Here is a 12,308-nt window from a genome sequence, read left to right as displayed (position 1 = left end):
TTAACTATGCAATTAATTTTAGTTGCTGTGCTACCTGAAATGATGATGGAAAAAGATTAGCATCGCTTTTAATTCCATGACCAAATCTGCCCATAACTCTAGCGTAGAAGCGAGCGATTGTCATCCAGTGCATTTTTGTAATCTGGTCTTGAGCCGAAATATTAATCGGTAAAATGGCCAGACCGATTAGTTTGGCTGCCAATGGTTTCTTTCACGATTGGCGATCGCCTTTAGAATTAGCCTTTTAGCCCTTAAACTTTTGCTTAATGAAAGCAACTAGCTGACCAATTTGCTTGGTTTGAGTAGCCACATTACGCTCAAGTGCCTTAAGGCGATCGTCTAAAGCACTGGCAGATTTAAGTTTTTCTTCTAGTTGCGCAATTTTGGCCAGGGTCTCGGCATCTACTTCAACCGAGGCAGCCGCAACATTAACATCAGAGGCGATCGAAACCACCGGCAACATGCGATCTTTAGCCTTGGCTAGCTCTAGTGATAACTTGATTCCAGCTAGCAGCTCTTTTTGTTCAAAGGGTTTTTCAATGAAGGCAAAATATTTCTCTTCAAAGGGCTCAGGAATTTTGCTGGTTACTTCTTCCTTGCGCCCCGACATCAACAGCAGCGGAATACAACTGAGATCGCGGCTTTGTTGCAATCGCTCATAGACTTCATAACCACTCATGCGGGGCAACAAAAAGTCCAGCAGAATCATCCAGGGATGCTCATTTTGAATGATTTCTAGACCTTTGATGCCGTCAGGAGCTTCTAATACTTCAATGTTGCCAGGCGGAAGCATATCCCGCACCATGTTGCGAATTACCCGGCTATCATCGATCACTAAAATCTTTCGAGCTGCCACTGCTGACTAACCTATAGAACCTTGTTTATTGTGTCACTAAAATCTTGATGCATTGAAGATAAAAATTGATAACCTGGAGCGGGTTTTTGGTGCTAATTGTTTGGATTAGTTGGCTTAAGTCTAAAGCCAGTCTATTTATGGTTTTAGTTTACAACCCTTAATTTTAATTACTTTTAATATTTGGCTATAAATAGCAATCGCCAGCTTTAATGCCTATTCGCTATTTGTATAAGTTGCCGATCGGTTGGAGGACTTGAATAAATATCCAAATATCCTAAGCGCTAGCAGATTAACACAATCATTCGATTAGATGATCTTATTTGATTGGATTTGGCTGCTAGATGTTCCAATTAATTAATGCACCCCACTAATCGACTTTAAATTTAAGCTAATTTAGGTTTAGGCTGTTAGCGCCAATAAATCAACTAGATCAACTAGATATGACCACCGCTAAAAATCTTAATGCTCAACCGATCGATCGACTTCCCCCCTGGCTGCGATCAAACATTGGCAAAGCCAGCGAAATATCGACGGTGCAACAGATTGTTAAACAACGGGGTATTCATACCATCTGTGAAGAAGGGCGTTGTCCCAATCGGGCGGAATGCTATGCCCACAAAACCGCTACTTTTTTGTTGATGGGTTCCACCTGCACCCGCAGTTGTGCCTTTTGTCAGGTGGATAAGGGGCGGCCGTTGGCGCTCGATCCCCACGAGCCAGAGAAGGTGGCGGAATCAGTTGCTTTGCTTGGTTTGAATTATGTGGTGCTTACTTCGGTGGCCAGGGATGACCTGAAAGATCAGGGCGCAGGCCATTTTGTGGCGACGATCCAGGCGATCCGCGATCGCTATGCTCAGCTGAACCGTGAGATCAAAATCGAAGTGCTGACCCCCGATTTCCGTGGCGATCGCCAATGCATTGCCCAAGTAGTGGCAGCGCAGCCAGTTTGCTATAACCACAACATCGAGACAGTAAAACGGCTGCAACGGCAGGTGAGACGATCGGCGAAGTATGATCGCTCCCTCCAGGTTTTACAAACCGTCAAAGAATTAGCACCGCAGATGCTGACTAAATCTGGCCTGATGGTGGGACATGGCGAAACGGTGGCGGAAATCACTGAGACAATGGCAGATCTTTTTGCGGTCGGTTGCACGGCGATCACGATCGGCCAATATATGCGCCCCTCATTAGAGCATTTACCAGTCCAAAAATACTGGACTCCGGCGGAATTTGATCAACTTGGTGCGATCGCCACCGAGATCGGCTTCACCCATGTGCGTTCTGGCCCATTGGTGCGTAGCTCCTATCATGCGGGCGATTGGGAAGAATAATACTTATATCAAAATCAAAATATAAAAGCAGCTTGAATTGATCGTGTTTATGTTAGCTTTGCTAATTCATCTCAGCTCGATCCGTAACGCTGACTCACCAGTTAATCGGCTACTAGATCATAATTGACCCTGAGAATTCAGGGGTCAGGGTCGTGAGGCTTGTGCTTAAACAAACTCGCCCACAATCTGATCTAAAGCATTGATCAGCAGTTCATTTTCCGGCTTGGTTCTGACACAGACCCGAAAATAGCGATCGCCCAATTCCGGGAAACTATGGCAATCGCGGATTAAGATGCGAGCCTGTTGTAATAACCGATTGCGTAGTTCCAGCACCGAGTAGGCGGACTTGACTAGTAAATAATTAGCTGCTCCAGGTTGGGCAGAAAGTCCGGCAATTTGATTTAGCCCTGTGAATAGTTGCGATCGAGCCGGGGGTAACCATTGCCAGGTTTTTTGCCGATGGTTATGATCTGCCAGACTAGCGATCGCCGCTTGCTGGGCGATTAAATTCACGCTCCAGGGATCACGCCATTGTTGCCATTTAGTTAATAGCTGAGGATTAGCAATCCCATAGCCAATGCGCAGTCCTGGCAGGGCATAGAACTTAGTCAGCGATCGCAAAATTACTAGATTAGGATAATTTTTGACCTGGTCAAGCAAACTCTGGGATTCATGATCCGGCAGAAAATCCATAAACGCTTCATCGATCGCCACTAATTTATATCGGGGCAAAATCTCCAGGAGGCGATCGCGTGAATACATCTCGCCACTGGGGTTGTGGGGATTATTCAGCAGCAAACCAAGATTGCCATGATGATCCGACTGATTTAAATTAGCCGCAGCGATCAAATCATTCAAACTAGAAACTTTTTCAACCTCAGCCCCGGCCGATCGCAACGCCCGCAAATAATCACCGAAGGCAGGCACAATCAACTGCACCTGACTGACCGTTTCCGCAAACTCCCGCCCCAACCAGGTAATCAATTCCGCTGCGCCATTACCGGGCATAATCCAGTCGGGCTCAATGTGGTGATCATTGGCGATCGCCTGCCGCAGTTCTTTGTAAGCGGGATCGGGATAACGCCGGATTAAATCAACTATTTCCGGCGATCGCAACATTTCAATCACCTTCTCCGGACAGCCCAGCGGATTAATGCTAGCCGAAAAGTCCAGGATTGAGCCGCGATCGCAGCCAGCCACCGTAGCCGCCCAATCCAAATTGCCACCATGACGCGGTACAAACTTGTTAGCTCGATCGATCGGCATCAGTAAAACATCCAGATCACTCGAAAATGTCTATAGATAAGGGCTTCATCCCCCTAGTCCACATAGGTGTCCACAACAGGTTAAGATGAAAAAAGGGCGTAGAGTCACCTACACCCACACATACATTTGCAATTCTCTGAACAGTTATTGCATCAAGCCTACTTTTTCTTGTGCTTGGCCTTAAAGCTTTTGTCGTTGATCAACGGAGCAACTTGCTCCTTGAAAGACTTACCGGCAGAGAAAGCAGGAACGGCAGTAGCCGGAATTTGCATCTTCTCGCTAGTTTTGGGGTTGCGGCCCTCACGAGCCTCGCGCATCCGAGCCTCAAAGGAACCAAAACCCACTAGCGTTACTTTTTCGTCTTTTGCCACAGCCTCAGTAACCACCTTCAGAGTTGCGGTTAGCACCTCATCAGCGGTTTTCTTGTTAACATTGGCTTCTTTGGCAATCGCATCAACCAATTCACCTTTATTCATAGACCGTTATCTCAGTTACTTGAGTTCAATACAGTGTTCAACTTTGTGATTGTGCCCACCCAGACTTGTTGATTACTCAGATTGACAGCATAAGTTAAGTATTTAGCGCCAATTAGCAATCACTGGTTTCAGTTTGCCTGAGGCAGGACTTAGTTAAATAATTTAGCCGCACTATTAATACAGCTTAATCTTGAGCATAGGATGAAACTCCCATTGGCTCTAATTTTCACTGCTGTATTCTAATAGCAACTTACCATCTGTGTATAGTCAAAACATAGATAAAACCTTTAATTTAAAAAGATCGTAGCCATTTTTTGGACTCCGATAAAAGATTTTTAGCAAAATTTAAACGATTTAAAAGTAATGACAGAACTTGCTTGGTCTCGATCGCTTGGGGTTGAAGTCCTATCCTAGAGAAGGGTAGAGCTGATTTGAGTTATTAAATCAAATTCATTTTTAGGGTGATTTTGTAATTTTTGATTGAATTACCGATCGTTGAAATAAAAAATTTGCAATTTAACAAATATTCACATTCAAGTTGCATACTAAATCAAGGTTTGGGTCTTTTTGATCGATTTCGATCGCTACTGATTCTGGTTATGTGTAGCATCAACCCAACCCAAACTAAGATCATATTGCTGAGATTTGAGCTACTCATGTAGGCTGGATTTAATAATTAAACCAACTTTGCGCTAACTATTTTAAGTATTGGCGTGCCTATGGTGATGTGGGGATGAAGATTTTACTAGTTTTGAATTTATGAATGCATTAATTGATGAAGTTAGAGAGAGCCTACTGGATCTGGTGGGCGAGCTAGTTAAGGTGATGCCTGCGGTTTTGGTGGCGATCGCTGTATTGGCACTGACTGCCTATGGGGTGCGACCAATCACCAGGCTAACTGAGGCTGCTGCCCAGCGCATGATTGAGAATATTTCATTGCGGTTGTTATTTATGCAACTAGCTTCGATTACAACCTGGATCATAGGGATTGTGGTGGCGGCGGTGATTGCTTTCCCTGATCTGCGCATTGGCGACATTATTGCTTTTCTGGGGTTAGGTTCAGTTGCGGTTGGTTTTGCCTTCCAGGATATTTTCAAGAATTTTCTAGCTGGGATTATTTTGCTGGTCAATGAACCCTTTGAAATTAACGATCAAATTGTGGTGGATGGTTATGAGGGCACGATCGAGAATATTACAATTCGCTCTACGCGGCTGCGTACCTATCAGGGTGAACAGGTGATCATCCCCAATTCGGTGGTGTTTACCAATTCGGTGCAAGTAAATACCGATCGGCCATATTTGCGTACTGACCTGGCGATCGGCCTGGACTATAACACTAACCTGGCGGAAGCAAGAGAGGTGCTGTTAAATGCGATCAAGCAGGCAGAGGGGGTATTAGAAGTACCTGCCCCGATTGTTGATGTGGTTAGCTTTGGGGCTAGTTCGATCGATTTTGTGGTGCGCTATTGGACTGCGCCGCAAAAGGCAGAAGTTAATAAGGCTCAATCGAACGTGATGATCGCGCTGAAGGCGGCCTGTGATGAGGTTGATTACAATATCCCCTACCCGATCCGCACGCTTTATTTCTTTGACCAGGATCGTTATAACGACCACTATGCGATTGATAAATCTAGTGATGCAGCGGCAAGTTAGTTATTAAGTAAATATTTGGGTAAGTTAAGGCCGTAATGCTAACAAAAGCCCAGATATTTAGCCTGCATCTTGCGGAGAGGATGGTTGATTAATCATGACTGCTAACTCTTCTGGTCAATTTAAACGCCTCCCCTATGCGCATCTTTTGCTGTTGGTTGCTTTTTTTGTGGCGATCGGTTTTCTAGGTGCTGTTCCTACTCACCAAATATTTTATACAGAATCTGCTGAAGGATTAGTATTTACCATCTTTGCCTACTTGCTTCTAACGGCTATTGGATCTGTTGTAGGCAACTTTGCTAGATTAAATGAGAATGATACAAATGATACAGGTGATGTCATTGCATTTACAGGGTTTGTAATTGGGGAAATTATTTTTATAGTTTTAATTAGTATTAACCATCTCTTATCAGATTATCTTAATCCCCATTTGGCGAAATATAACCAGTATTTCCCCTTTGAAGGTCTAGAGTTTGCTTTATTTGCAGGTTTACTATTTACCTATATTTGTTCAAGCTCTTTTACCATTACAGCGGCCAATCATATATCAAAAGCTGGTATTGCCTCACTACTTTTGTTTGATGCAACATTAGTTATATTAACTCCATCATATTTGTCGGGAGCTGCTGTTGTTGGCCTAATGGTTTTATTTTATTTAAGCCGTTTTTTGTTTAGGTTTACAATCAGATTCATCAGCAATAGTTTTACTGAAAACTCTTATCAAAACTATGCTGCGACCTTATTCATTATTTACACGATCGCCTTCGGCCTCGGCACAGGCGTACTGATCAAACAAGGCCAGATCAACATGTTCAGCGCCGTTTCCGTATTTGGCATCGGTGGAATTTTATTAATTGCGATCGTCCATGACATCAATCGCCGCATCCGGTCACACGCGATCGCCAGATAAAGATAAACCCACCATTTAAGCTCAAAACCCGCAATAGAGCTTGAGAACGCAAGAAAACCACATCAACAAACCAAAAGTCATCGATCGCTAACATTCAAAGCTTAAATCAAACCTGAATAATCTTCAGCCAAAGCCACATCAACCGCTAAGATCTGAATGCGGATTCCGCCTGGAAAACTTGCGATCCAACCAGGCGATCGCAACCTGTCCTCATTGAGAAAAAAGGAAACAGCAAAAGTGAGCAAGAGCACCGAAATTACAGCGATCGTTGCCAGAGAAATCCTGGATTCGCGCGGTAGACCCACCATTGAGGCAGAAGTACATCTAGCTGGCGGGGCGATCGGCCTAGCCCAAGTGCCCAGCGGTGCCTCCACTGGCAGCTTTGAAGCCCACGAACTGCGCGATGACGAAAAGAGTCGCTATGGCGGTAAAGGCGTACTCAAAGCGGTGCGGAATGTCAGCGAAAAGATTGTGCCCCTCCTGACCGGTATGGATGCCCTCAATCAGGATCAGATCGACATGGCGATGATCGAGCGGGATGGATCGGCCAACAAGTCTAACCTTGGTGCAAATGCGATTCTGGGGGTTTCGCTGGCCACCGCCAAAGCTGCCGCCAATGCCTTAAATTTGCCCCTCTATCGCTATTTGGGTAGCCCCACGTCTAACATTCTGCCCGTGCCGATGATGAACGTGCTCAATGGCGGAGCCCATGCCGACAATAATGTCGATATTCAAGAATTTATGATCGTGCCCGTGGGTGCGCCCAGCTTCAAGGAAGCGCTTCGCTATGGTGCAGAAGTGTTTGCCACGCTCAAAAAAGTGCTGCACGATAAAAACTTGAATACCAGCGTTGGCGATGAAGGTGGATTTGCGCCTAATCTGGAATCGAACCAGGCGGCCTTGGATTTGTTAGTGGATGCGATCGCCAAAGCAGGCTATAAACCCGGCGAGCAGATTGCCCTGGCGCTGGATGTGGCCTCCAATGAACTTTATACCGATGGGGATTATAGTTTTGATGGCAAGAGTCATACTGCCTCCGAGGCGATCGCCTACTATGAGAAACTAATCGGCCAATATCCCATCGTTTCGATCGAAGATGGCCTAGAGGAAGAAGACTGGGCTAACTGGCAACTGCTCACCCAAAAGCTGGGTTCAATTCAACTGGTGGGTGATGATTTGTTTGTGACCAATCAAAAACGACTCGATCGCGGCATTCTGGAAAATTGCGCCAATTCGATTTTGATCAAGCTGAATCAGATCGGTAGTATTACTGAAACCCTGGAAACGATCAACACTGCTACCCGTAATGGCTATTCATCGGTGATTTCCCATCGATCGGGTGAAACCGAAGACACCACGATCGCCGATCTGTCGGTTGCGACCCGCGCTGGCCAAATCAAAACCGGTTCGCTCTGCCGCAGTGAGCGGGTGGCCAAGTACAATCGTTTGCTCAGAATCGAGTCGGAACTGGGCGATCGGGCGGTTTATGCGGGCTCGATCGGCATGGGGCCAAAGGTGAAATAGGCAAATTTCTGATCATGGGATGATGGGATGGGGTAAGGATTTAAAGAATTAAAGCTTTAAGCTAGGCTTATTGCTTAGCTCTCCTTACTTCACCACTCGAACCGATATGCATTCCTGCTATTTTCCTGCTATCTCCGTGGTATCAACATCTATAGCTAACTAACCAGATCCAGAGTTTGGCTTGTTTCTTTTCCACAAATGACCACATCTGATCAAGCTGGAGCGTTAAGTTAAGCGCCCCTTTTTTTGTCCTTCACTTGTTGAGGCACATGGATATTTTTTTTTGATTAACATGTTTCTTCTCGCAATTGGCTACAAATTGCCTACCGCAATGCTTGCACTTGTAGTTCTGTTTGCCATTATGGATTCTGCCATTTTTGACTATTTGCGATCGCCCTAATAATTTTGGATGTAGTTGTAAGTATATTGATTGGCATAGCCACGATCGGCCGCCGAGTAGCCATAATCGATTCCGGCTTCCTTATCAAACACCCATTCCACCACTTCACCATCGGAGCCCATTGTTTTGGCAGGCAGGTCATTATAAACAATCGTAACCGCACCAGCATTACCAGCCCGCACCACAATATCGGTATCCGCTGACCAGGCTTGAACTGCGCCTTCAGGCATCACGCCTTCATAGACGGTTGAGCCATCGGCAACCACCCGAATCCACGATTGGCCATTCATCTGCAAGCCCACATTAACCGGCTTATTACCGTTGAAGTCAAACTGAGAGGCAACCGCCACCTGATCAATCCATTGATTGAGGCCTCCGCTAGAATTTGTATTGCTGGGGTTGCCAGGACTGGTGGTATTAGCACTGGCGATCGCTTGCTCTTGAGCGGGTGTTACTTGTGGCGAATCAACCTCAGTTTGAGACTGTGTGTCTAAGGTATCTGAGGTGGTGTCTAGGGTGTCTGAGTTAGCAGTATTATTGGCCGAATTGGATTGTGAACCTGGCCGGGATTGTTCTAATTGCTGTACTGATTCTGGCTGACTGGTCGGTTCAGTAGGTTTAGTAGGTTCAGTAGGTTCAGTAATTGCCTCAGGTTCTCGCCCCGCCTCAGTCGGATCCGCTGGATCAATCTGGGCGATCTCATTGATGTTTGTATTACTGTCATCAATCCTGGCCGTGCGTGCTGGATTTAGTACAACTGCAAGGGTGCTAATTGCAGCAGTAATTACGGCAATATATAAGCCATAGAGGTGAAGGGGACGAAGTTCTGCGGTCGAAGACTTGGTTAATTCGATCGAGTTGAGCGGCTCACGATTCACCGGAAATTCTTCCGCCAAGCCATTTAAGCCAACTGCACTACCATACTTACGAATAAAACCCTGTACATAAATAGGCTCAGGCAGCGAAGACAAGTTCCCTTCCTCGATCGCCTTGAGGTGACGTTCTGAGATCAGGGTTTGCGAAGTAACTTGAGTCAGGGGGATAGACTGTTCCTCACGCTGACGCTTAAGTTGTTCTCCGATCTCAGCTAATTTAACTAGTTGGTCACTGTTACTACTCACGGTTACCCAAATATCACTTCTACTACTATGTGCTTGACGTACTGGTATTAGTTTTAGTTCTCTGTTGCCACCAATCAAGGGAAAAGCTTGATCTTCGCTTGATCTTCAGAGCTAACCTACTTACTGAACCAATACTTACTTTGCATAATGATCACTAAAATCCTATCGCCACACAACTATTTACACTATCAAAACATGAACTGCAAAGCGGTAGCTATGGTTTCAATTTGACAAGATTCAAGCGGTTGAATTTAGTTGCGATAACTTTGCCAGATCTTGGACTAAATCATTTGTTCTATGGCGATCGAGTTAGCAATTTAACTAGAACCTTAACAACCAATCGTTATAGCCACCAAGCTAACACAACCTAATCAACGGAGAGATTTATAAGCTGCTTGGCAACAAGTCATTTTGCCCTAATCACTCAGCAAGCAACTTGGTTCAGAACCTAACTGATTTGACTATTTCATTGTGCCTAATACTTTTTGTTGTCTGCGTCCAGGGATTTTTAAATTAAATCCTAACGTGCAGATCGGCTTAGGCTGAATCACGATCCAATCGCCTACCCCTAGTTAAGAGCTTAAGACAATATTGACTAGATGCCAATACTTGATTTTTATGAATTCATAAATTAGATGCAATCTATCTAAGGTCTTATTCTTGTAAGTGAAATTACTTAAGCAATAAGTGCCATATTATGCATGTCTCAGGTGATCTCAAGCATGACGATCGCCATAAGCTAGTCATATATCAGTTTGCAGCTTGATGGCAATCATACTTAGTAATGCGATCGGGTCGTAATCAGCGGAAACCTCAGATCTTTTAATTAATCCAGTTAGCTTAGATTAGCGATTCCTATGGCATTTGGGGAACAATCGCCCATCCCCCCTCTCTAGCTATCTTCCAGCTTTTGCAAATCAGGATCAGCATTGTCGATCGCTGGCACTCTGGGCAAAGCCGCCACGATCGCATCCATCACCTTATTCACTGGAATTAATTCCAATCCGTAATTTTGAGTGGTTTGGGTGTTGGGAATGATCGCCTTTTTGAAGCCCAATTTAGCCGCCTCTTTGAGCCTGATTTCTAGTTGTGATACTGCCCTGACCTGCCCCCCCAAACCCACCTCGCCAATTAATACGGTGCGGGGATCGACAATCCGATCGCGGAAACTAGCCGCCACAGCGATCGCTACGCCCAGATCAGCGGCAGGCTCCGCCACATTCAGACCACCGGCTGAAGCCACATAGGCATCTAGCTTAGAAAGGGGAATGCCGATTCTTTTCTCTAAGACGGCCAGAATTTGTAAAAAGCGATTGTTCTCAATGCCCGTGGTGGTACGACGAGGCGAGCTATAACTGGTGGGGCTAACCAGTGATTGTAATTCGACTACCAGCGGCCTGGTTCCTTCACAGGCAACGATCGTAGCAGTGCCAGGGGCAGGTTCTTCCCGATTACCCAAAAACAACTCCGATGGGTTCTCTACTTCCAATAAACCCCGTTCCGCCATTTCAAATACGCCAATTTCCTGGGCAGCGCCAAAACGATTCTTTACCGATCGCAATAATCTATGGCTGGCAAAGCGATCGCCTTCAAAATAGAGCACAGTATCGACTAAATGCTCTAGTACCTTTGGGCCAGCGATCGCCCCTTCTTTGGTCACGTGCCCCACAATAAACAGATTAATATTCTCGCGCTTGGCCACCCGCATCAAAGCCGAAGTACATTCGCGTACCTGTGCCACTGATCCCGGTGCGGAAGTAAGGCTGGCAAAATAGAGTGCCTGAATACTATCTACGATCGCCACGGTCGGCCTAATTGCATATAGCTCCTGGACAATGCTTTCCAGGTCAGTTTCGGGGATCAAATACAAATTATCGGCAGCCTGGGGATCCAGCCCCAAACGTTGCGATCGCAGTTTCACCTGTTGCGCCGACTCTTCTGCACAGACATACAAAACCGGTTCCTTGGCGATCAACTGCTGTGCCATTCCCAACAGCAAGGTACTTTTGCCGATGCCTGGTTCACCGCCAATTAATACCAGCGATCCCGGCACAATTCCGCCACCCAATACCCGATCGAGTTCGCCATAGCCCGATCCCAGTCGTTGCTGGTTATCATCGCCTATTTGCAGCAGGGTCAATGATTTACGCGGTTTGGGTTGAAAGTTTTTGCCAGCTTTTTGTTTACTGGTTGGCAATTTGGCTAAGCGGTTAGTACCAGTAGTTGCTACTTCCACCACCTGTTCTTGCAATGATTCCCAGGTGCCACAATCGGGACAACGGCCATACATCTGGGCGTATTCCGAACCACAGCTATTGCAAACATATTTGGATTTGGACTTGGCCATAGGTTCTTACTTGCTCTTAGTCGCTAAATGTAGGGGATCGCTGGTTATGCCTGGCAATGAGAAATAGCCCGATCGCTAAACTATTATTGCCCAGCTATTTAATGTTTAGGAGGTTGCAGATGGTCGGGATGATTATAACGATCAAGCGATGGGCAAACTGGGCTCAGACATATGTTTAACCTTATTAACAGTATTTTTATCTCTGGATAATGCGATATGCGATGACTAATTTTAGGGGCAAATTTTTTGATCTCAGAGGAAAACTAATCGGGCTAAAGACAGTTTAAACAGCGATCGCCAGAATTTGTCTAGAATTAGGTACGATTAAAACAATAATTTAGCGATGTCACTTATTAATAATGCTCTTGAATATGCTTGCAAACGAGATATAGCTCGCTTGATCGATCAGCAATTGCACTTAAGTGAT

At 45.5% G+C, this 12,308-nt stretch carries 10 protein-coding genes and 1 pseudogene; 4 read left to right on the top strand and 7 right to left on the bottom strand.

Features of this window, described 5'->3' with window-relative positions; all coding sequences use genetic code 11:
* Positions 1 to 4 precede the first annotated feature (4 nt).
* Both PSE7367_RS03925 and PSE7367_RS03920 read right to left on the bottom strand, forming a co-directional pair.
* Entirely contained in the window at positions 5 to 202 is a 198-nt protein-coding gene (locus tag PSE7367_RS03925; RefSeq protein ID WP_041698324.1) for a hypothetical protein, read from the bottom strand.
* A gap of 42 nt (positions 203 to 244) precedes the next feature.
* A complete protein-coding gene (locus PSE7367_RS03920) occupies positions 245 to 856 on the bottom strand; it encodes a response regulator (protein ID WP_015164066.1) in 612 nt (203 codons plus the stop codon).
* A gap of 440 nt (positions 857 to 1,296) precedes the next feature.
* Here PSE7367_RS03920 and lipA point away from each other — a divergent pair, with 440 nt between their 5' ends.
* Positions 1,297 to 2,187, top strand: coding sequence for a lipoyl synthase (gene lipA / locus PSE7367_RS03915; protein WP_015164065.1), 891 nt, complete (start codon positions 1,297 to 1,299; stop codon positions 2,185 to 2,187).
* 165 nt (positions 2,188 to 2,352) lie between these two features.
* Here lipA and cobD read toward each other — a convergent pair whose 3' ends face one another.
* Both cobD and PSE7367_RS03905 read right to left on the bottom strand, forming a co-directional pair.
* Positions 2,353 to 3,453 carry a threonine-phosphate decarboxylase CobD gene (gene cobD, locus PSE7367_RS03910; protein ID WP_015164064.1) on the bottom strand — a complete coding sequence of 367 codons (1,101 nt, stop codon included), beginning with the start codon at positions 3,451 to 3,453 and terminating at the stop codon, positions 2,353 to 2,355.
* Positions 3,454 to 3,611: 158 nt separating this feature from the next.
* Positions 3,612 to 3,929 carry an HU family DNA-binding protein gene (locus PSE7367_RS03905; protein WP_015164063.1) on the bottom strand — a complete coding sequence of 106 codons (318 nt, stop codon included), beginning with the start codon at positions 3,927 to 3,929 and terminating at the stop codon, positions 3,612 to 3,614.
* A gap of 759 nt (positions 3,930 to 4,688) precedes the next feature.
* Here PSE7367_RS03905 and PSE7367_RS03900 point away from each other — a divergent pair.
* The 3 genes from PSE7367_RS03900 (at position 4,689) to eno (ending at position 8,013) form a co-directional block, all read left to right on the top strand.
* Complete coding sequence (locus tag PSE7367_RS03900; RefSeq protein ID WP_015164062.1) at positions 4,689 to 5,582, top strand: mechanosensitive ion channel family protein; 894 nt, start codon at positions 4,689 to 4,691, stop codon at positions 5,580 to 5,582.
* A gap of 94 nt (positions 5,583 to 5,676) precedes the next feature.
* Positions 5,677 to 6,489 (top strand): hypothetical protein, encoded by an 813-nt coding sequence (locus PSE7367_RS03895; protein WP_015164061.1) that lies wholly within the window; start codon positions 5,677 to 5,679, stop codon positions 6,487 to 6,489.
* Positions 6,490 to 6,645: 156 nt separating this feature from the next.
* Complete coding sequence (eno, locus tag PSE7367_RS03890; protein WP_015164060.1) at positions 6,646 to 8,013, top strand: phosphopyruvate hydratase; 1,368 nt, start codon at positions 6,646 to 6,648, stop codon at positions 8,011 to 8,013.
* A gap of 313 nt (positions 8,014 to 8,326) precedes the next feature.
* On the opposite strand, the pseudogene PSE7367_RS23205 reads toward eno, so the two are convergent.
* The 3 genes and pseudogenes from PSE7367_RS23205 to radA form a co-directional block, all read right to left on the bottom strand.
* Positions 8,327 to 8,440: pseudogene (locus tag PSE7367_RS23205) on the bottom strand (IS1/IS1595 family N-terminal zinc-binding domain-containing protein); the annotation flags it as partial.
* A complete protein-coding gene (locus PSE7367_RS20095) occupies positions 8,410 to 9,534 on the bottom strand; it encodes a helix-turn-helix domain-containing protein (protein WP_051037857.1) in 1,125 nt (374 codons plus the stop codon). The pseudogene PSE7367_RS23205 and the gene PSE7367_RS20095, both read right to left, overlap by 31 nt.
* Positions 9,535 to 10,426: 892 nt before the next feature.
* Positions 10,427 to 11,881 (bottom strand): DNA repair protein RadA, encoded by a 1,455-nt coding sequence (radA, locus tag PSE7367_RS03880; RefSeq protein ID WP_015164058.1) that lies wholly within the window; start codon positions 11,879 to 11,881, stop codon positions 10,427 to 10,429.
* Between the last annotated feature and the right edge of the window lie 427 nt (positions 11,882 to 12,308).

This window comes from Pseudanabaena sp. PCC 7367, from assembly GCF_000317065.1.
In the GTDB taxonomy this organism is placed as follows: domain Bacteria; phylum Cyanobacteriota; class Cyanobacteriia; order Pseudanabaenales; family Pseudanabaenaceae; genus Thalassoporum; species Thalassoporum mexicanum.
This window is presented reverse-complemented; position numbering and strand designations above follow the sequence as displayed.